This is a genomic window from Aeromonas sp. A600620, from assembly GCF_029479985.1.
Lineage (GTDB): Bacteria > Pseudomonadota > Gammaproteobacteria > Enterobacterales > Aeromonadaceae > Aeromonas > Aeromonas veronii_A.
Genome location: NZ_JAAKXB010000001.1, coordinates 362106 through 383215 on the forward strand (window position 1 = coordinate 362106; position 21110 = coordinate 383215).

General features: G+C 59.6%; 17 protein-coding genes and 1 riboswitch. Of the genes, 9 read left to right on the forward strand and 8 right to left on the reverse strand.

Annotated features, from left to right (window positions below):
• Positions 1-89: 89 nt before the first annotated feature.
• Complete coding sequence (locus tag G5533_RS01540) at positions 90-2345, reverse strand: LTA synthase family protein (protein WP_421204784.1); 2256 nt, start codon at positions 2343-2345, stop codon at positions 90-92.
• Between the two features lie 255 nt (positions 2346-2600).
• On the opposite strand from G5533_RS01540, the gene G5533_RS01545 reads away from it, so the two are divergent.
• Positions 2601-3686, forward strand: a complete 1086-nt coding sequence (locus G5533_RS01545) for a hypothetical protein (RefSeq protein WP_421254786.1) — start codon at positions 2601-2603, stop codon at positions 3684-3686.
• An 82-nt stretch (positions 3687-3768) separates the two neighbouring features.
• On the opposite strand, the gene lysC is transcribed toward G5533_RS01545, so the two are convergent.
• Entirely contained in the window at positions 3769-5121 is a 1353-nt protein-coding gene (lysC, locus tag G5533_RS01550) for a lysine-sensitive aspartokinase 3 (protein WP_216953808.1), read from the reverse strand.
• Between the two features lie 90 nt (positions 5122-5211).
• Positions 5212-5435, reverse strand: a riboswitch (Lysine riboswitch).
• 107 nt (positions 5436-5542) lie between these two features.
• Positions 5543-6871, reverse strand: a complete 1329-nt coding sequence (argA, locus tag G5533_RS01555; protein ID WP_005345063.1) for an amino-acid N-acetyltransferase — start codon at positions 6869-6871, stop codon at positions 5543-5545.
• A 268-nt stretch (positions 6872-7139) separates the two neighbouring features.
• Between argA and msrA the strand changes: the two genes are divergently transcribed.
• Positions 7140-7772 carry a peptide-methionine (S)-S-oxide reductase MsrA gene (gene msrA / locus G5533_RS01560; RefSeq protein ID WP_421204785.1) on the forward strand — a complete coding sequence of 211 codons (633 nt, stop codon included), beginning with the start codon at positions 7140-7142 and terminating at the stop codon, positions 7770-7772.
• A gap of 261 nt (positions 7773-8033) precedes the next feature.
• Here the strand turns inward: msrA and G5533_RS01565 are convergent, their stop codons facing one another.
• The 3 genes from G5533_RS01565 to G5533_RS01575 are packed head-to-tail and all read right to left on the reverse strand — an operon-like array spanning position 8034 to position 9295.
• Entirely contained in the window at positions 8034-8369 is a 336-nt protein-coding gene (locus G5533_RS01565; protein WP_411240392.1) for a DUF3802 family protein, read from the reverse strand.
• A 57-nt stretch (positions 8370-8426) separates the two neighbouring features.
• Positions 8427-8915, reverse strand: a complete 489-nt coding sequence (locus G5533_RS01570; protein WP_216953801.1) for a GNAT family N-acetyltransferase — start codon at positions 8913-8915, stop codon at positions 8427-8429.
• Entirely contained in the window at positions 8912-9295 is a 384-nt protein-coding gene (locus tag G5533_RS01575; protein WP_201983749.1) for an MmcQ/YjbR family DNA-binding protein, read from the reverse strand. Before G5533_RS01575 ends, G5533_RS01570 begins: the two co-directional genes overlap by 4 nt.
• Positions 9296-9413: 118 nt before the next feature.
• Here G5533_RS01575 and G5533_RS01580 point away from each other — a divergent pair, with 118 nt between their 5' ends.
• The 3 genes from G5533_RS01580 to G5533_RS01590 all read left to right on the forward strand — a co-directional run bounded on the left by G5533_RS01580 (position 9414) and on the right by G5533_RS01590 (position 12674).
• Entirely contained in the window at positions 9414-10205 is a 792-nt protein-coding gene (locus G5533_RS01580; protein ID WP_005333728.1) for an alpha/beta fold hydrolase, read from the forward strand.
• 252 nt (positions 10206-10457) lie between these two features.
• Positions 10458-11828, forward strand: a complete 1371-nt coding sequence (locus G5533_RS01585; protein ID WP_441254332.1) for a leucine-rich repeat-containing protein kinase family protein — start codon at positions 10458-10460, stop codon at positions 11826-11828.
• 198 nt (positions 11829-12026) lie between these two features.
• On the forward strand, positions 12027-12674 hold the full coding sequence (locus G5533_RS01590) for a thiopurine S-methyltransferase (RefSeq protein ID WP_005337003.1): 648 nt from the start codon (positions 12027-12029) through the stop codon (positions 12672-12674).
• Positions 12675-13006: 332 nt separating this feature from the next.
• Here G5533_RS01590 and G5533_RS01595 read toward each other — a convergent pair whose 3' ends face one another.
• Positions 13007-15793, reverse strand: a complete 2787-nt coding sequence (locus tag G5533_RS01595; RefSeq protein ID WP_441254333.1) for an insulinase family protein — start codon at positions 15791-15793, stop codon at positions 13007-13009.
• Positions 15794-15955: 162 nt separating this feature from the next.
• On the opposite strand from G5533_RS01595, the gene sixA reads away from it, so the two are divergent.
• The 3 genes from sixA (at position 15956) to G5533_RS01610 (ending at position 17845) form a co-directional block, all read left to right on the forward strand.
• Entirely contained in the window at positions 15956-16423 is a 468-nt protein-coding gene (gene sixA / locus G5533_RS01600) for a phosphohistidine phosphatase SixA (protein WP_021230584.1), read from the forward strand.
• A 133-nt stretch (positions 16424-16556) separates the two neighbouring features.
• Positions 16557-16763, forward strand: coding sequence for a DUF1107 domain-containing protein (locus G5533_RS01605; RefSeq protein WP_005336998.1), 207 nt, complete (start codon positions 16557-16559; stop codon positions 16761-16763).
• A 164-nt stretch (positions 16764-16927) separates the two neighbouring features.
• Positions 16928-17845 (forward strand): DMT family transporter, encoded by a 918-nt coding sequence (locus G5533_RS01610; protein WP_421204790.1) that lies wholly within the window; start codon positions 16928-16930, stop codon positions 17843-17845.
• 104 nt (positions 17846-17949) lie between these two features.
• Here the strand turns inward: G5533_RS01610 and G5533_RS01615 are convergent, their stop codons facing one another.
• The gene (locus G5533_RS01615) at positions 17950-19566 is read right to left on the reverse strand and encodes a peptide ABC transporter substrate-binding protein (RefSeq protein WP_064336240.1); all 1617 of its coding nucleotides are present in this window, start codon (positions 19564-19566) and stop codon (positions 17950-17952) included.
• Positions 19567-19948: 382 nt separating this feature from the next.
• Between G5533_RS01615 and fbp the strand changes: the two genes are divergently transcribed.
• Positions 19949-20983, forward strand: a complete 1035-nt coding sequence (fbp, locus tag G5533_RS01620) for a class 1 fructose-bisphosphatase (protein ID WP_236341877.1) — start codon at positions 19949-19951, stop codon at positions 20981-20983.
• Positions 20984-21110: the final 127 nt, after the last annotated feature.

A 21110-nucleotide genomic window follows, 5' to 3' on the forward strand; every position in this document is an offset into this window, starting at 1 on the left:
CCGGATTTCGCAGTCGCAGTGACAAAGAGAAAGTGATAACCAGAGGCCGCTATTGCGGCCTCATCTATTCGTGTTGCGGGGCTTAAGGCTCAGGGCAGGGCATCGGGCCGGAAGCTGGCGCGGATCTGCGGCACCAGGCTTGATGGGTCGAACCCTTTCTCCTCGCCCAGCACCGGATGGAGCAGGGGCTTCTCTTCGATGGGGGTGATATCCCCCGCCAGCAGCTGGCGGGTGGCCTGACCCATCTGGTAGAGCTGGCGCACCGGCGCAAACTGGGTCGCCAGATTGAGGGGATCATCGGCGCGGGTGAAGGCCATCATGGGGATCTGGTAGGTGGCATCGCGTGCCGGCTTGTCACCGTGAATCCCCTTGCCGGCGGACATCAAAAACGGCTGGTGATCGCCAAAGGCCACCACCAGATAGTGCTTGTCCGACTGGTCGAGGGTCTTGAGCAGCCGCTCCAGCGAGGCCATGGCATCCACCACCCCGGTGTAGTAGGTGTTGAGCAGCTGGGTGTCACTCTCGCTCTGGTTCGGGCAGGCGCCGCTGCGCTCCTGCCCCTGATAGCGGGGGCCATCGAAGGGGCCGTGCCCCTGCATGGTGACCGCATAGGCAAACAGCGGTTTGTCATCCTGTTCGCTGCGCTTGAGCAGGTGGTCGATCAGCGCATCATCGGAGATATAGAGTCCCTTGTGCTCAAGGGTGGTGAAGCGTGTGTCGAACCAGCGCTCCTCATAGCCGAGCGCCGGGATCGCCTTGGCGCGGCCCCAGAATTTTTCCACATAAGGGTGGGCGAACAGGGTCTGGTAGCCGCTCTGTCTGGCGCTCTGGGCCAGCCCCGGCACCTGCTGCGAGAGGTAGTAGTAGGGCACCACCCCTTGCTTGAGCAAGCCCACCGGCAGGCCGGTGTTCATCTCGAACTCCGCCAGCACCGTCATGCCGCCGGTGGTGGGGGAGTGGATGGTTTTTTGCCACTGCTGCACGCTGGCGGGCAGGGAGAGGGTGGGAGCCGGGGCGCAGATCCGCCCCTTCCAGTCGAGCCAGAGCGACTCATATTGCAGTACGATCACCAGATCCCAGCGCGGCGCTATGCCCTGGGGCGGATAGCTCAGCTGCGGGGCCAGCTCGTTGATCTGCAAGGGGTAGCGAAACACGCTGCCGCTTTGCAGCATCTCGTCCACCAGATTGAACAGATAGAGGCCAGGACCTGAGCGGATGATGTCCCTGTGGTAGTTGACCGCACGGTCCACGTAGCGAATGTTGGCCCCCAGCAGCTTGTTGCCGGTCTGGGTGGCAAAGACGCACAGGGCAAAGAAGGCGACGGTGGCGGCGGCTGTGCGCAACACCCAGCGCGACAGGGCAAAGCGCCAGCAGAGAAACAGTGCCAGTAAAACGGTGAAGATGGGCAGGATGGGGTGCTGGTCGAGCAGGATCCGCAGCAGCGCCAGCAGGTTGCCAAAATCGTCCCCGCCGAGCGGCACGCCGTAGATGGCGATCTTCATAAAGTTGGCCAGCAGACCTATGCCTGACAGCGCGGTAAAGACCAGCCCCATATAGAGGTTGAAGCCCGCCAGTGCGCAGAGGCTCCAGCCCAGCACCATGCTGCCCCAGGCCAGATAGTAGTGCTCCGGCCGAAAGCCTGACCAGAGCAGAAACTCCCCCAGCTTGAACACCACGAAGCCGTGCAGCAGCACGAAGGTGAGGTTGCCGAGCAGCAGGCTGCCGATGATCCGCCAGCGCAGGCTGCGGCGCAGCTTTGGCAGCACCGTTTTGAGCACGGCGGCGCTCAGGGCCAGCACTAGGGTCAGGCTCACCACCAGATAGGTGAGGTTGAAGCCCTGCTCCGGCAGGGTTTGCAGGATCTGGCTGAAATCACCGCTCTCGGGGCGATCCTTGAGCAGCAGACCGATGCGCAGCTGATAACGGCTGGCCAGTGCATCGTCCGGTGCGCGCAAGGTGCTGTTGAGATCCAGCGAGCAGCGGTTATTGCGGCACACCTGACGCTTATCCACCGCTTGACTGAGCTGGTCGATCCGCTCCCCCTTGTCGTTGAGCAGCTCCACTCGCACCTTGTCCCCCGCTTGCAGCGGCCCCCGCAACAGCCACTGGCTGCGCACCACCAGATAGAGGCCGCGGCTGTCGCTTTTATAGAGCAGGGCGTGGCGGGTGAGGGTGGCCAGCGGATTGTCGGCGGGGCCCAGCACCAGCGGTTGGGCACGGCCCAGCCAGCTGCCGGGATTGATCAGCGGTAATAACAGAGTCAGCAGCAGCAATCCGCCCAGCAGGGCCAGTAGCCCAGAGGGCAGACTCAGGGCACGGGGGCGGCCTGAGGAGGGGCGATTCATATAAGCTCATCCTTTGAGCGAGTAAGGGAGAGATCGTTCATCCGCATAGAGTTTGACCCGATGGTGCGGGCCTTGTTTCAGCTTGTCAATTTAATGACCACTTAATGAATATTTGGTTACAGCTCAACCTTGCAAATTGTGATCCCGATCGAGGGGTTGTTCGGAATATGTGATGAAAGCGTCATCATGGGGTTTTGCCACTGGCTTGGGAGGGAGCTGCTGTTTAGTCTCTCGATAGCGACTGGAGGTACATGTATGAATCCCAAAGTGATGGCACGTCAGGCCAGATTGCTGCGCATGCTGGAGAGCAAGGAAGAGATCCGGATCGGACGCGAGCGCGACTGCCCGCTGCCGCTGGCCCAACTGGTCAAGCTGAAGGATACTCATCCCGCAGTGGTCAAGGTCTATCGCCACGGTCTCACCGCCGAGGTGTTTCACCTCAAGGTGGAGGGGCATCACTGGTGCCTCAAGCGGCGACGTCAGGATTCACTGGTGGCCAACCTCGATGGCAAGACCGCCTTTCTGACCGAGCTGGAGCGGCGGCGTGAAATCGAGGCGCTGCGCGAGCTGCATCCCACCGTCCTCTCCCACGTGGTTTGCACCAGTTTCGGCTCGGCGCGGGCCGGGGTACTGGTCTCCCCCTGGTTGCGGGGTGTGCCGGTCCATCAGCTCAACGAACGCAATCTGGCCCAGATTCTGGAGGTGCAGGGTGAGCTGGCCCGCTGGGGCTGGTTTGACTGGGACCCGAGTCCGGGCAACCTGCTCGATGATGGCGAGCAGATCTGCGTGTTCGACTTTGGCTATATGTGGACCTTCGATCCCCGCTTTGAATACAACTCCAACGGTCTGGTCGATCCGCAGTTCCATGTACCGGAGCGGCTGGAGACCCGCACCCTCTCTGGACTCTGGCTCGATGAGGCCGATCCTCTGCCGCAATTTCGCTACTGGCGTGAACTCTGCCTCAAGTGGGTCAAACGGGAGATCCACCACCTGATCCGCGAAGGGGCCAGCGCGCCCGTGCTGGCCCGCCTGCACGCCCTGCAGGGGGAGTGGAGCGCCGCGCTGGTGAGCGACGAGGCGCTGGTTGCCAACTGGTGGCGGGACATGTATCGCAGCCACCGGCTCGATGTGGCCGATGATCTGAGCGGCCAGAGCTGCGGCCCGCTCACCCTGCGTCGCCTCGACTGGCTGATGCAGGCGGTGACGGATCACTATTCGCTGCTGGTGGACAATCTCTCGCCTCAGGAGACGGAGCTGGGCCAGACCGGGCTGCTGGCCCGCTTACAGCAGCTGCGCCGGGAAGCCGTCGCCTGTCAGTTGCCAGCCACCAGCCTTGCCTGAGCCAATACCTTTGCGGAGTACAAATGAACAGGGCGCCGTGTTGGCGCCCTGTTGCATGGCCGGAATTGCCTCGCGGTGAGGGTCAGTCCAGCAACTCCTGATGGAGGCGGTTGACGATATTGCCCGCCTCGCTCTCCTTGACCAGGAAGCAGAGGTTGTGGGCGCTGGCGCCGTAGCAGATCATCCGGATGTTGTGCTCGCGCAGGGCGTCAAAGACCTGACTGCCCACCCCGTTCACTTCGCTCATCCGGTTGCCGATGAGCGCCACCAGTGCCAGACCGGTTTCCACCTCCACCTTGCAGAGCTGGCCCAGCTCGGCCAGTACCTTGTCGCTCAGGATCGGTTCGCCGTTACTCTGGCTGCCGGTGTGATCCAGCGTCAGTGACACGCTCACCTCCGATGTGGTGATGAGATCGACCGAGATGCGGTGACGGGCCAGAATGCCGAACACTTCGGCCAGAAAGCCGTAGGCGTGGAACATGTTGAGGCTGTGCAGGGTCACCAGCACCTGCTGGCGGCGCAGGGCGATGGCGCGAAACAGCGGGCTTGAATCTGTGCTGGCGCGGATCCAGGTACCACCGGCGGCAGGATCCTTGGCGGAGCCGACAAACACCGGAATGTTCTGGCGCACCGCCGGTTGCAGGGTGGCGGGGTGCAGCACCTTGGCGCCGAAAGTGGCCATCTCGGCTGCTTCGACAAAGCTGATTTCAGGAATGGGGCGGGCGCGGGTGACGAGGCGCGGATCCGTGGTGTAGATGCCGGGCACATCGGTCCAAATCTCGATACTGGCGGCATCGAGCGCTTCGGCGAGCAGGGCCGCACTGTAGTCAGAGCCGCCGCGCCCCAGCGTGGTGGTGCGGCCATCGCCATCGGCACCGATAAAGCCCTGGGTGATGATGAGGCTGTCGCCAAGCTGCGGGCCCAGCGTCTGCTGGCAGAGGGTACGGGTGGTGGCCAGATCGACGGTGGCCTTGCCAAAGCGGCTGTCGGTGCGCATCAGCTGGCGCACATCCTGCCAGTGGGCCTTGACGCCGCGCTGGCGCAGCAGCTCGGTAAAGAGGCGGGTAGACATCAGCTCGCCGCAGGCAATGAGGCGATCGGCCAGCTCCGCATCGGTATGCTGGTGAGCTTGCTGGGCCATGAGGCGAATTTCGTCCAGCTGGCCATGAATGAGGGCGCTCACATCAACGGGGTTGCCGAGATCTGCCAGAATGGCCTGCTGGATCCCGGCCAGTTTGGCCAGCTGCTCGTCGCGGCCCGCTTCGTCCAGCTCCCCTTGTGCCAGGGCGACCAGCAGGTTGGTGACACCGGCGCTGGCGCTCAGTACCACCACCCGGGTGGCGGGATTGGCCAGCACGATATCGGCGCAGTGATTCATGGCCGGGAAGTTGGCGACACTGGTTCCGCCAAACTTGGCGACATTGATCGGGCTCATTGCTTACTCCTGTCTTATTTTAAGATTCCGGTTCCATCGGGCAAAAAAGAGAGGAGGAGGCTGAAAATGGCAGGAATGAACGAAACTATCCCGGCCAGAAGCACTCCACCTGCAGAGCCCATCCCGTACCGCCCCTGACAGGGCGCGGTGGGGGATGATCACTACCGATGACAACCCGGGGGATTCAGCCCCCGCAGCCGACGTTGAGGTCACCAGTCTCCTCACTCGTCTCGGCGCTGCTCCCCCTGACCCAAGTTCACCGGACGCTGGCGTCCTCCCTTGGGCTGCCTGGGCAGCGCTCCTCTTCTGGCTCCACCAGGGCGGTGGAGTGCATTTAGAAATACCCTGCGTTGGATTGCACTGTCAATCGAGTTTGTGAAAAAGTTCAAATTGTCAGCTAACTCAACACAGAATCAATGGCTTAGGCAATGGTCTTTGACAAAACCTTGGAACGGCGCTGCCAGTTGTAGAGACGCTGGCGCGCCACCGGCAGATCTTCCACTTCCAGCGGATCGAAGCCCCGCTCCCGGAACCAGTGGATGGAGCGGGTGGTGAGCACGAACAGGCGGCGAATGCCGAGCCGTTTGGCCCGCTCGGCCACCTTGGCCACCAGCTGATCCCCCCGGTTTGAGTTGCGATAGTCGGGGTGGATGGCGACGCAGGCCATCTCCGCCATCGCCTCTTCCATAAAGCAGTAGAGTGCCGCGCAGCCGATGATGAGGCCATCGCGCTCGATGATGGTGAACTTGTCGATCTCCATCTCCAGCTGCTCGCGGGAGCGGCGCACCAGAATGCCTTCCTCCTCCAGCGGGCGGATCAAATCAAGAATGCCGCCGATATCCTCGATGGTAGCGGCGCGGGCCTGCTCGGCACTTTCCCGCACGATCTGGGTGCCGAGGCCGTCGCGACTGAACAGCTCCTGCAGCATGGCGCCATCATCCTGATAGCTCACCAGATGGGAGCGGGGCACGCCGCCACGGCAAGAGGCAATGGCCGCGCGCAGATAGCGGGCGGTGCCGGACATCTCTTCGCCCGCCTGCTCCAGCTCCACCAGCAGCTCTTCGGCCTGTTCGGGGAAGAGCTCGGAGATGGCTTCGCCGCGTCTGTCCATTACCCCCTGGGTGCTGCTAAAGCAGATGAGCTTGTCCGCCTTGAGGTCGACCGCCACCCGGCGGGCCACCTCTTCCGAGCTCAGGTTAAAGCTCTCGCCGGTGACCGAGCAGCCGATGGGGGAGATCAGCACCAGACTCTTCTGATCGAGCTGGCGGGTGATCCCCTCCACGTCGATGCGGCGCACCCGGCCGCTGTGGCAAAAGTCGATGCCATCATCCACACCCAGCGGCTGGGCGGTGACGAAGTTGCCGCTCACCACGCTGATCCGCGCTCCCTGCATGGGGGTGTTGGCGAGCCCCATGGAGAGCTGGGCGGTTATGTCGTATTGCAGGCCGCCACACACCTGTTTGATGATGGTGAAACTCTCGTCATCGGTGACCCGGATCCGCTTGTGATACTGGGCCTCGATACCGGCGCGGGCCAGCGCTTCATCGTTTTGCGGACGTGAACCAAACACCAGCACCAGGCGTATGCCCAGTGTCTGCAGCAGGGCGATATCGCTGACGATATTGGCGAAGTTGGGGTGGCAGATGGCTTCTCCCCCCATCATCAGCACAAAGGTGGCACCCCGATGCACATTGACATAGGGGGTGGATTGCCGGAAGGCATTGACCAGACTGGGTTCGCGTTCACGCACTTGATATTTCTTCCATAAAAAAACAGCGATTGGCTCAATATATGAAAATTAATTCACAAATCAAGACTAAATATTGATTTTGGCCGTTTCTGGTCTACGAGGGGCGGGTTGGCCGTGCGGATCGGGAAAGGGTGACGGACGGTGCAGACGGCCGCCGGGGCGAGCGGGGAGGGGCCCGCCGGTTGATCCGGCGCGATAAACTGCTATCTTCGATGCTCCTTTTCGTCAGCTGTGTGATTTCACAGGGTTTTATACAAGGACAGAATTCATGGAACAGATTATTTCACCGGCAGATGCCCTGCCGGGACGACGCGAAGCGATGGTGATTGGTCAGCAGCATGCGGTGAATGGCAACCCGACTCAGGGTCCCTGGCCCGAGAACATGGAGATCGCCTGGTTTGGCATGGGTTGCTTCTGGGGCGTGGAGCGCCTGTTCTGGCAGCAGCCGGGCGTCTACTCCACCGCGGCCGGATATCAGGGCGGCGTGACCCAGAATCCCACCTACAAAGAGGTGTGCAGCGGCCTGACCGGTCATGCCGAGACGGTGCAGGTGGTGTTTGATCCGGCAATGATCAGCTACGGCGATCTGCTCAGACTGTTCTGGGAGCAGCACGATCCGGCGCAGGGGATGCGTCAGGGCGGGGACATTGGCACCCAGTACCGCTCGGTGATCTTCTATGGCGACGAGAGTCAGCAGATCATTGCCCAGCAGAGCATGGCGGCCTATCAGCAGGCGATGGCGGCAAGCGGCGACAGCCGTGCCATTACCACCCGCATTCTGCCGCTGGCGCCCTTCTACTACGCCGAGGATTACCATCAGCAATATCTGGAGAAAAACCCGGATGGTTACTGCGGATTGGGTGGCATTGGAGTCTGTTTGCCGCCAAGCCTGAACCGCTGAACAGGTTTGTAGTCGATTTCTTAATAAAAGTGAAAATAAATGGTCGGAGGAGGGAACTTATTGCGACCAGTCGGGACTAACTAGGTAGCGTCCAGGGATCGGATGCAAAGTCCAGACACATTTCTTGCCTTGATAACCGCCTGATGAATGAACGCACTGGCGGGTTGAAAATGATAGCAAGCAGGGCTGCCCACCAAGGCGGCCCTTTTCCTTATCTGCTGTTCTGAAATTTTGCGTTGGGCGGGAAAACCGGACGGCAGATCAGCCGATGGCGCTGTCGAACAGGTTCTTGATGAGATCGATAAACTCGATGAGGAAGGTTTTCTGTTCAGGGGTCGGGGCGCGCAGCCAGACGGCAGAGAGCACCTCTTCCAGATCGGCGACCACGGCGTCGGCCTCCTGCATGATGGCGAAACGCACCTTGGGATCGAGCTGGGGGTTTTGCTCGCAAATGGCCATCAGGTTGCTGGCAACTCGGCCACTGACCAGATCTTCGATGGTATCTTCACCATCGTTCTGCTGCTGGGATTCAAACAATCCCAAACTCTCCACCAGATACTCGATCAGCGAGATATAGCCTTCACTTTCTACCACCATGGTTGCTGCCTCAATACAGTAACAATACGAAAATTAAGCGTATTTTAGTGGCTTGCCCTAGCTTGGCAAGCAGCAGTGCATGCGATGGCGAGTAAAACTGACTCCGCCCCGCTCCACGGACTCCAGCCCGGTCAACGTAAAGCCATGTCGTAAAAATAGCTCATAACTGAAGGCGCTGGCCTCGGTGGTGATGAGGGTCATACCGAGCCCTCTGGCCCCCGCGAGCGCCGTGGTGAGCAGCAGATTGCCCAGTCCCTGGCGCTGATGGTCGGCGCTGACATAGAGCAGACTGAGATGGCCATCGGGGCTCAGGGTGACAAAACCGAGGGGCACATTTGCCAGCTCCGCCACCCAGCCGTGGTGTTCGCGCAGCTGGCTGACAAAGCCCGGATGTTGTGAACCGAGGGCCCACTGCTCCACCTGTTCGGCGCTGTAGTGCTCGGGGCCGCAGCGTCGCACCGCCTGCTCAAACAGGCTCACGAGGGCGGGGATATGTGCCTCACCAAGGGGGACAATGCAAAGTGCTGGACTAAGTGCTGGGGTCATAAGGTTGGGTCGTCAGTGGGGGAGAGGGGACGCGGCGCCTGTGGCCGTTTGGCTTTGGGCAGACCCGCGACAACCCGCTCATAGGAGTGATGCACCCAGCCCTGCCACAGATCATCTGGCAAGGTGCTGTTCAGGGTCACTGTGTTCCAGTGTTGCTTGTTCATATGCCAACCCGGTTTGACCTCGGGGTGGATCTCGCGCAGCAGCAACGCCAGCTCGGGCTCGCATTTGAGGTTGATGGTAAGCGGCTCGGCCTGCCAATCCACCAGCGCGAACATCTTGCCCGCGATGCGGTAGACCAGGGTCTCCGGGCCAAACGGGGTATCTTCGGTGGCGCCCGGCAGGGTCAGCAGAAAGTGGCGCAAACGGGTCAAATCCATGGAAAGTTCTCGCGCAAGGGGTGATCCGGGTCATGTCAGGCGCATATCTATCGGCGGGCCTGTTCTGTTAATATGCGCGCAGCCGAGTATACCCCCCATCACCAAGGGAGCCTATTGGATGTTGTATCACAAGACTTTCGAACTGGGTCCCGAGCGGGATTGGGTGGTGTTTGTCCACGGCGCCGGTGGCAGCTCCTCCATCTGGTTCAAACAGCTGCGCGCCTATCGCGAGCACTTCAATGTGCTGCTGCTGGACTTGCGCGGCCACGGCCAGTCCCACCAGCTGCAACAGGTGGTCAAGGGCCACTACAGCTTTCGGGAAGTGACCGAAGATATCGTTCGGCTGCTCGATCATCTCGATATCCGCCGCGCCCACTTTGTCGGCATCTCCCTTGGCACCATCCTTATTCGTCATCTGGCCGAGCTCTGCCCGGAGCGGGTGAAAAGCATGGTACTGGGGGGCGCCATTTTGCGGCTCGATATCCGCTCGCGGGTGCTGGTGCAGCTGGGCCGACTCGGCCAGCACTTCCTGCCCTATATGTGGCTCTACCGGCTGTTTGCCTTCATCATCATGCCGCGCCAGCACCATCAGGAGTCGCGCAACCTCTTTGTGCGCGAGGCCCGCAAGCTCTGCCAGAAAGAGTTCAAACGCTGGTTCCGCCTCGCCACCGAGGTCAACCCGCTGATGCGTTACTTCCGCGAACGCTCCCTGCCCATTCCCACCCTCTATGTGATGGGAGAGGAGGATCATATGTTTCTGGCACCGGTGCGCGAACAGGTGGCCCGCGATGCCAGCTCCTCATTAGCGGTGATCGAACAGTGCGGCCATGTCTGCAATGTGGAGCAGCCGGAACAGTTTAATCGTCGTACGCTGGCGTTCATTCAATCGCTGGGGGGCGGACGGAAATAAGGATTCATTACGCTGTGCATTCAGGTCATGCTACAGCGGCATTGCAAGCTGGCCGCGAGCAAAGCGCTGCCAACGTGCAATAGATGTCGCTGTCTTGGCGATCGTATAAGCCGCATACTTTCAAGCTACCAGGGGTGATCTGCCCCCCTGATTCTTTATAATGCCCCCCCTTTAAAACCGCTGAACCCAGGTTCGGCGCGCGCAGATGGCTTGCTATGTCATCATGCAGGTCATCAGGATTGAGAAACGGTTATGCATACTCTGGAACAGCTGCGTGCGGGTGAACTGTGCGGTGCCCGCCATCTGAAGCTTTGTGAAAACCTGACGGAGTTCCCCACCGAGATTTTGAGCCTGAAAGAGACGTTGGAGGTGCTGGATTTGACCGGCAACCAGCTGAGCACGCTGCCGGACGAGCTGGCCGGGTTTGGCAAACTGCGCATTATCTTCTGCTCTGAGAACCGCTTTACCGAGCTGCCCGAGGTGCTGGGACGTTGTCCGGCGCTCACCATGGTGGGTTTTAAGGCCAACCGGATTGTTACCGTCTCGGCCAGGGCGTTGCCCGCCGGTTTGCGCTGGCTGATCCTGACCGATAACGCAATTGAGCAGCTGCCTGATGAGCTGGGCCAGTGCGACGCCCTGCAAAAGTTGATGCTGGCGGGCAACCGCCTGCGCGAGCTGCCGAGGAGCCTTGCCAACTGCCGCAATCTGGAGTTGCTGCGCATCGCCGCCAACCGCATCGAACGCTTCCCCGAGTGGCTGCTGTCGCTGCCGCGCCTTGCATGGCTCGCCTACTCCGGCAACCCCTTTAGCGAAGGGGCGGAGGCGCGGGCCATCGATGATGCCCATGTCACGCCGATTGCTTGGGAGACGCTGGCGCTGGGCGAGCTGCTGGGGCAGGGAGCATCCGGCGTTATCCATCGCGCCACCCTTGTGGGTAATCCTGCTGATGAAGTGACTCAGGCCAGCGGCGGAGCCGATGCCAGTCAGGTGGCGGTCAAGCTGTTCAAGGGGGCGGTGACCAGCGACGGGTTGCCCCGCTGCGAGATGGCGGCATCGCTGGCGGCGGGCACTCATCCCAACCTTATCAAGGTGATAGGCAAGGTGGCTGATCACCCCTCCGGTATTCCGGCGCTGGTGATGGAGCTGATCGACCCGGCCTTTGTCAATCTGGCCGGGCCGCCGAGCCTGGACTCCTGCACCCGGGATGTCTATCCAGAGGGGCTGCATCTGAGTGTGCCGGATGCGCTGGCGATGGCCCACGGCATCGCCTCGGTGGAGGGCCATCTGCATCGCGCGGGCATCATGCACGGGGATCTCTACGGCCACAATATTCTGTTTGCCCGCGGTTCTGACGCGCCGGCTCGCGCCCTGCTGGGGGATTTTGGCGCCGCTTCCTTATATGACCGCTGCGACCGCGAGCGGGCCATGGGCCTTGAGCGACTGGAAGTGCGCGCCTTTGGTTGCCTGCTGGAGGAGCTGCTGGCCCATTGCGATACGCAAGACTCACCGCTTGATGGGTTGCATCAGCTCAAAGCGGCCTGCCTCTCGGAACTCCCCGCCGAACGCCCCGATTTTGCTTATATAGAGCGTCAGCTGGCGGCCGCTCGCGCCACGCTGTCGTGATCTAATTGACGTTGGCAGGCACGTTATAAACGCAGCCAATAGCGCTCATTGCGACAGCGAGGCGCACGGCAAGGTGACGTCCCGCCATTCTCCCGATAACACGCCGAGGCTGCGCGGCAAAAAGGGGAGGGCAGAGGGTTGCGCGGTGCCGGTTAAGTTGTGATATTGAGGCATCTTTAGTACAGAAGGGTAATAACGATGGAAGCTGCGTTTTGGCATCAGCGTTGGGAAGAGAACCGGATTGGCTTTCATCAGGCGGACTTCAACCACTGGCTGCAATCCTGGTGGTCAGCCCAGCAAGCGGACGAGCCGGTGCTGGTTCCCCTGTGCGGCAAGTCCCGTGACATGCTCTGGCTGAGCGCTCAGGGCCATCCGGTCGACGGTTTCGAGCTATCGAGCCTTGCCGTCAGCCAGTTCTTCAGTGAAAACCAGCTCGCCGCGACCGTGAGCGAAGTAGGCCCTTATCAGTGTCATCAGGTGGACAGCCTGCGCATTTTTCAGGGGGATTTTTTCGCCGCCCCCAGTCTGGGTCGCCGTTACCGGCTGGTCTATGATCGCGCGGCGCTGATCGCCCTGCCGACCGCGATGCGCCGCCAGTATGCAGCCCTGATCAGTTCGCTGGTCGAGACCGGCGGCCAGATCCTGCTGGTGACCCTTGAATATCAGCCGGAGCAGCAGAGTCAGCCCCCCTTCTCGGTGGGTGAGATGGAGGTGCGAGCCCTGTTTGAGCGCGATTTTCGTATCGAGGTGCTGGGGCGCGCCGCCGAGGTGGATCACCCGCGGGTGTTGTCGGGCCAGCTCTCCTACTTCGATGAGGTAGCCTACCGGCTGGTTCGCCGGGGTTAACGGGCAGCTAACGGGCGAGCAAAGGGTGATCTGCGCCGACAAATCATCGGGCTATGCGCTCTTCGCTACCTCCTTTGACGTAGATCAACGTGACTGGCGGGGGGAGTGCCTAATATGAGGCTGTTTCTCAATCACTGTTGGCATTGCAAAGCGAGTATCGGGTCTTTCCCGCTTGCTGATCAGCAACTCAGTGTCTGATTTTCACGCTCATGTTCACTTTTGGCGGCTTTGGTCGCAATTGTTATGGTTTTTCCAGCCGACCCTGATGGGTCGGCTTTTTATTGCCTGTGATTTGCCGTGGGAATGGAAAAACGGGGGCGTGCGAGGCCTGATCAGGCCTCGAAGGTGGCGGCATTGAGCCGAAATGCCCGTGGATCATCGATAAACTGGCCGGTGATCCGCTCGTCATGTTCGTGCCCCTGACCATAGCTGCAGAGGATCAGCCGATCGGAGGTGCGCGAGCGCAGCTGGGTGATAAAGCGCACCAGATCGGCGCGGCTCAACTTGCCCACCTCATCGCAGACCCGTTCCCGCTGATCGAACCCCAGGTCCTTGTTGCCAATACTGACCCACAACCGCTGGCCGCGACTGCGCAGGTTGGCATCCCGCTCGCTCAGCTGGGCTTGCAGCCCCGCCTTGCTCTCTTGCCACTGCTGCTCGGTAAATTCGAGCATGGCCAGCGGGAAGAGGTCGATAAACTCCTCCACCGCATCGAGCAGGATCTGCGGCCCCGCCACCGGCGACTGGATATAGAAGATCAGCCCCGGATGGCGATTGAGGGGCAGGTTGCCGGCACCCACCACATACCCCAGTTGCTGGCGGGTGCGCAGCTCGTGGAAGAAATTAGAGGACATGATGTGGTTCGCCAGAGTGAAGCAGGCGAGATCCCGCGCTCGGGTGGTGCGGGACTGGTAGTAGACCAGGAGCGCCGAGTCTTCGTGATCGCAACCCTGCTCGCGAATAAGGGTGCCCCTGTCCTGAATGGAGATGAGCGGACGACGGGTCTCGCCGCTCGGCTTGCTGCTGGTGCCATTGATATCGCTCAGGTGGCGCTCCATCAGGGCGGCCAGCTCCAGTGCTTCGGCGGCAGTCCAGTCGCCATGCACCAGCGCTTCGACATGCACCTCGCCAAACAGCTGGGCCACGAAGCCGGGCATCTCTTCCAGCTCGACGGTGCGCAGGTGACGCAGCAACTGCTCGAACGGCGGGTTGTTGGGTTGCAGCAAACTGGTGAGCTGGTTAAAGAGCTGGGAGATGGGGCGAGCCTTGGACTGGTTGTCCCAGTTGCGAATGAGCTGCTCCTTGATCTCGGCGAAGCGACCCGGATCCGGATACCCCAGCGTGCGGTTGCCGAGGATCATGTCGAGCAACAGCGGCTGCTTGTCGGCAAAGCCGCTCAGGTTGATGGTAAAGCCCCCCTGATGGGCATAGATCTGGTAACCCAGCCCCGCCAGCTCCGCAGGATAGGTGAGGGCGTTGAGGTGGTCGGCCAACAGCTCCACGGCGAGGCGCGCCATGGCGATATTGCGCGGATTTTTTATCGCATGTTCGCTGTCGATGGAGATGTAGAGATTGCCCTTGGGCACGCTGAACAGGTGCTCATGGAGGTGCCAGAGGCGAAAACCGGGGCGATCGATAAGGCAGGCGGGCATGTCGGCGGCAAGCTCGGGCGTACGCGGATCGAGCCTACTGCTGATAAAGGGGTTGGGCTTGGGTAGCGCCAGCGCCGGATCCGGTTCGCTCTGCTGCCAGCGAATTTTCTCGGCCTCGGTAATGGTTGCCACGCTGTAGGGGGTCTGATACCAGCGGGCCAGCCGATCGGTTGCCACTTCCGGCGCAGTGATGGTGATACGCAGGTTGTGCGGGGTGAGCTTGGCGAGGAAGCGGCGGATCAGCCCCTCGTCATATTCGCGCATCATGTAGTCGCCGTAGAGCAGATCCTCAGGCTGGTAGCTAAAGAGGTTGAGCACGAGCCCCGACACCGTATCGAGGGGGCGGCCACGCTCCTGAAAGCGAAACGCCGACTCGAGTACGGTCCGTTTTTCGTCATAGCGCCAGCTCTGCAGCCCTTCGCGGCCAATCAGTTTCAGATAGCCAAACAGGGCGGCGAGGATGTCGTCCACATGCTCAAGGCCCAAGGGGGTCAGGCCAAAGTTGACGCCAAAATCCTTGAAGTTGGCGCCGCTAATGCCACCGCCCGCCGAGAGCTGATTGACCCAGCCTTTCGCCTTGAGCAGGGAGAGCAGGCTGCCATCCCCCTCGTAGCCAATCAGATGGCTCAGGAAGGTGAGGGGCTTTTTGTCGTAAAACTCGTCCACATTGGGCAAGGGGAAGCTGAGCGACAGCTTGCGGGTCTCCTTGACCGGATTGATGTGGATGCGCACGCCGAGATCATCGAGCCTGTAGAGCGGCATGGTGAGGGTCGGGGTTCCCAAATTGCGATTCAAAATGGGAGCAAAGTAGCGACAGCACCACTGCAACTGGGTATCGATGGATTCCGGCGAGATCATCACCAGCGCCATGCGATCCGCGCTGTAGTGGCTTTCGTAAAAACGGATAAGGTCGGAGCGCAGATCCCGTCCCGGCAGATCGGCCAGGGTATCAAGGTTGCCCACCGAGAACTTGGAGAAGGGGTGCGCCGGGTTGACCGTCTCTTTATGCACCTGATAGCTGCGGCGCATATCATCCTGCAGCTTGAGGCGATACTCGGAGTCGACCGCGTTGCGTTCCTTGTCCACCCACTCCGGATCAAAGGTGGGGCAGATAAAGAACTGGGAGAAGCGATCCAGCCCTGCTTCGAAGAAGCCGTTGTCGATCTCGAAGAAGAAGTTGGTGAATTCGGTGCCGGTCCAGGCGTTGTTGCTGCCGCCATGACGGCTCATAAATTGCTGGTACTCACCAGGCTTGGGGTAAGTGGCGGTGCCGAGAAACAGCATGTGTTCCAGAAAATGGGCCATCCCCTGCCGGTCGACAGGATCGTCAAAATGGCCGGTATTGACCGCCAGCGAGGCGGCCGATTTGTCGGTGTCGGGATCACAAATCAACAAGACCCTGAGCCGGTTGGCCAGCTCCAGAAAATGGTATTGCCGATGGTCATTGGGACTGGCATATGGGCTCATTGGCGTGTGACTCACGTTGGATTTATTTGAATTTAAACATGATTATCGACCCCGCTATCCCGTCAGGCAAACCCTTTTCTGAGAGGTAGCGCAATTGTTTCCACACCCGTAGCGGGGTAAGATCCCCCGGCTATCAAAACAGGCCCTTTGGGCGAGGTTGTAATGAAGATCTATATCATGCGTCATGGCCAGGCTGGCATGAATGCGAAAACAGATGAACAGCGTCCATTGACCGAGCAGGGTATTGAAGAGTCTATCCAGATGGCTCGCTGGCTGGCGCCTCAGCTGATTGGCCCGCTGGATCGGGTGATCCACAGCAACTATCTGCGGGCACGCCAGACCTGGCAAGCCATATGCAGTGAATTGCCTGACGCAGCAGCCGTTGAAGAGAGTGGCGACATTACCCCTTACGGTGATCCCGCTTTCGTGGCCAGCTACCTTACCACTTTGGCTGAACAACATGACCAGATCCTGATGGTCAGCCATCTGCCGCTAGTGGGTTATCTGGTGCAAAGCCTCTGTCCGGCCGCAGGAGCACCCATGTTTGCCACCTCGGGGATCGCCTGTATCGAGTGGCACGATGGCAAAGGAGCCTTGCTCTGGCTCGAAGGGCCGCATACAATAGGCTAAAAGTTAATAAAAAGTTATAGATTGAATTTTTTGGGAAGAGATGGGCGAGTTTTCCGGATTTTTATAAATATTTTACGGAATTAATTCGCAGAAGCTGCTGTCATACGGATACAACTGCAAGAGGTTGCAAACGATGAGAGTGTTCAAGAAGTACCTGCCACTGATGGTGGCAAAGCATGTCAAAACCTTCTTTAAAGGTCGGATTTACATTCATGGTCGGGGGCGGTTTGATTTCCAATCCGGTTTGTTGCTGATGCCGAATCCGGCGGATATTCCCCATCGCCAGACAGTCACCGAGGTCAACGAGCTGATCTCCAGACTGCACATGGATGCCGCGTGATGCGCTTCTGAACCTGTTTCTGCACTGATATGCCCGCACTTTTGCGGGCATATTTGTTTCTGGCTACTGGCGTTCACCATGTGGCTGTTCAGGCCCACACCTTTGTTTATCTTCCATCGCCCCCTATACTGGCCCGCTGTTGTCTCTTCGGTCTGGATCCTCTCATGCCCTTTGCCTTTCTGTTTCCTTTCTCCTGCATTGCCATCTGGGCTGGCAATGGCATCGTCAGCAAACTGGCGGTTGGTGTGTTGTCCCCGACAGCCTTGGCCTGGTCGCGCTGGGTGGTGGCTGCGCTGGTATTAAGCCCGTTTCTGGCCCGTCGAGTATGGCGTGCGCGTGCCCGCATTCGTGCCGGCCTTTGGCAGATCGCCATGCTGGCCTCGCTGGGCATGGTGCTCAACCAGACTTTTGGGTACTACGCGGCGCAAACGCTGGGGGCTACCGAGATGGGGTTGATGATGGGACTGACGCCGCTGCTGACCGTGCTGTTCAGTATCTGGCTGCTGCGCGAGCGGCCCACCTGGGGCGCCGTGCTGGGGGCGCTGCTCTCCATCTTTGGCTTGTCTATCTTGCTGGGGCAGGGGGATCCGACCCGACTGTTTACCCAGGGTATTCATATCGGCTCTGTCTACATGCAGCTCTCGGCGGGCACTTATGCCCTTTATAGCGTGCTGCTCAAGAAGTGGGATTTGGGGCTCGACAACTGGTCGCTGCTCTACGGTCAGGTGCTCTGCAGTGTGCTGATCCTGACCCCCTTCTTTCTGCTGGTGGATGGTCAGCTGCCAGAGGGGCGTGCGATCTGGCTGATCTTCTATGCGGGGATCCCCGCGTCGGCCCTCTGTCCCTGGCTCTGGATGCAGGGGATCACCCTGCTTGGTGCCAATCGTACCGCCATCTTTATGAATCTGCTGCCAGTGATGACGGCTGGCCTTGCCATCACCCTGCTGGGAGAGCGGCTGACCAGCTATCACCTGATCGGGGGCGGTCTGACTCTGCTGGGGGTTTTGCTGGCTCAGTTGCTGGTGCGTCCGGTGGTGATGGGTCGTCGCCGGGAGGTGTTGGCTCCTTGTCCCGAAGAGTAATCTTGCGTGAAAGCGTAGATGGGCCCAATGGCCCGCTTGGCCGCCAATGAAAAGCGCCTGCAGCAATGCAGGCGCTTTTTTATGGTCACATCTTGCCGAGCCGGTTACTGGGCAACCAGATAGAGCTCCTTGCTGTAGACCACATCCTGCGGGTTAAGGTGGGGATAGCCTTTCACGAAAGGTTTGAGCAACCTTGATTTGACCGAGAAATAGATGGGGGCGATGGGGGCATCCGCATCAATGAGAGCCTCTGCCTGCTGATACAGGGCATTGCGTTCAGCGGGATCCAGCGAGTCGTGGGCCTTGGCCAGCAGGGCGTCGTACTCCTTGTTGAACCACTTGCCGCTGTTGGCGCTGCTGCTGGAGGTCATGATGTCGAGAAAGGTGGAGGCGTCGTTATAATCCCCGTTCCAGCCATAGCGGCTAACCCCGAAATCCCCCTCGTTCAGCGCCGAGACCATGGTCTTCCACTCCATGTTGTTGAGGGTGGCAGTGACCCCTAGGTTGTGTTTCCACATGGAGGAGACGGCCAGCGCAATCTTTTTGTGGCTCTCGTTGGTGTTGTAGAGAATGTCCACTGTGAGTGGCTTGTCCGGACCATAACCCGCTTCGGCCAACAGGGCTTTGGCTTGCTTGATCCGCTCCTCTTTGCTCTGCAGCTGGCTGGCCGGTTTTTTCAATTCAAAACCGTCCACAATGGGGGGCGTGAAGCTATATGCGGCAATTTGTCCCTGCCCCAGGATCTTGTCGGTGATAGTCTCCCGGTCGATGGCGAGCGAGAGCGCCTTGCGTACTTTCGGGTCATCGAACGGTTTGCGCTGGGTATTGAAGACATAGTAATAGCTGGCCAGCGTGGGGACGCTGACCAGTTCTTCCGGGCTCTTGCTCTTGAGCTGTTTGTATTGCTCCAGCGGATAAGTGGTGTAGTGCAGTTCACCGGTGCGATAGCGGTTGTAGGCGGCGGTTTCCGAGACGATCTCCAGATAGATCACCTTGTTCAGGACGGTGTGCTGGTTGTTCCAGTAGTGGGTATTGCGCTCGGCGCTCAGCCGCTCGTTGGGGGTCCACTCCTTGAGTACAAAGGCGCCGTTGGAGACGATATTGCCCGGTTTGACCCAATCCTTGCCGAATTTTTCAATGGTGGCCTTGGGGGCCGGGAACGTGGTGTAGTGGGCCAGCGTTTTTAGGAAGAAGGGAACCGGATTTTTCAGGGTGACCTGCAGGGTGTGGTCATCGAGCGCCTTGATCCCGAGCTCTGACGGGCTCTTCTTGCCCTGTGTCACCTCGCTTGCATTGACCACTCCGGTCAACTCGATAAACCAGGCGTAGTTGGAGGCCGTCTTGGGATCGGCCGCCCGTTGCCAGCCGTAGACATAATCGGCGGCGGTGACCGGTTCACCGTTTGACCACTTGGCCTCGGGCCTCAGCTTGAAGGTGTAGACGGTACCTGTCTTGTCGACGTCGTAGCTGACGGCGCCTGCTGGTTTGATCTTGCCGGTATTATCCAGCTCATAGAGCCCTTCAAACAGATCGTTGACGATGGCACTACCGGCGGTCTCTTCTACCAGCTGGGGGTCGATGGTGGTGGGTTCGGTGCCGATATTGGTCACGTAGATTTGTTGGGCATCCGGCAGCAGCTTGGTACCGGCAGGCACCTGGGCAGCCCAGGCGGGAAGGGCAAACAGTCCGGCTACCATGCCGGCAATGAGAGTCTTGTTCATTGATAATCCTTGAGTTTTATTTGCTTCCAAAGCGAAATCAGTGTGCTGGATTGGCGATCGGATCTCAAGAGGTAATGGCTGAGGGAACGGCAGGCCCATCAGACTCCATTTTTAATGGCCAAAGGCCAGTCAGCTCATGGCTTGCCGCAGGTTATTGCCACGAATTAAGAGGCGAAAAGTTATCGATTGAAACCGAATAAAAAGCGCCTTTTACCATAACGTGAGGCGAAATAGCCTATTTAATAGGCCGCTTAATTCGCTGCAAAAACAAAAAACAGACGTTACATTAGGTTACAAATCAAGGCCGCCGGTGATCGGCATTTTTTTTGCCGATGCCTGCAAACGTTTTCAATGCCAACGGATGCGATCTAAAGGAACAAAAATGCGAAACATGATCACCATGGGTGAGTTCATCGTCAAAAAGCAGGCGGATTATCCTACCGCGACCGGCGAGCTGACCTCGTTGCTGAGCTCGATCCGCCTTGCTGCCAAGGTGGTGAACCGGGAGATCAACAAGGCGGGACTGGCGGATATCATCGGTTCCATGGGCGCTGAAAACGTACAGGGCGAGGTGCAGCAGAAGCTGGATGTCTACGCCAACGAACGCTTCAAGGCGGCGTTGGAAGCGCGCGGCGAGGTGTGCGGCATGGCTTCGGAAGAGGAAGAGGACTTTGTCGCCTTTGACTCACCGCTCTCCAAAAACTCCAAGTATGTGGTGCTGATCGACCCGCTCGATGGCTCCTCCAATATCGACGTCAACGTCTCGGTCGGAACCATCTTCTCCATCTACCGCCGTTTGAGCCCGCAAGGTTCGCCGGTGACGCTGGAGGACTTCCTGCAACCGGGCAACCGTCAGGTCGCCGCCGGTTATGTGGTCTACGGCTCCTCCACCATGCTGGTCTACACCACCGGCTTTGGCGTCAACGGCTTTACCTACGACCCCTCCATCGGTTGTTTCTGCCTCTCCCACGAGAACATCCGCATTCCGGACGAGGGCAAGATCTACTCCATCAACGAGGGCAACTACATCAAGTTCCCGGATGGGGTGAAGAAGTACCTCAAATATTGTCAGGAGCGCGACGAGGCGACCCACAGACCTTACACCTCACGTTATATCGGCTCCTTGGTTTCCGATTTCCATCGCAACCTGCTCAAGGGTGGCATCTACATCTATCCGTCCGGCACCAACTCGCCGAACGGCAAGCTGCGCCTGCTCTATGAGTGCAACCCGATGGCGTTTCTGGTGGAGCAGGCCGGTGGCAAGGCATCCGATGGCTTTGGCCGCATCATGGATATCCAGCCCACCGCGTTGCACCAGCGTACCCCTTACTTTGTTGGCTCGACCAAGATGGTGGAGCGGGCCGAGGCCTTTATGCGCGAGTTCTCCGCCCATGAGGATCCAGCCAACCAGGGCTGATCGTCAGAGGTGTAGGTTGGTGCTGAGCGCAGCGAAGCCCAACATTTACCGATGCGATTCCCTCTCCCCAGGGATAGGGCAGGGTGAGAGGAATGGTTTTCACTGCCCCCCTCATCCCCGACCCTTC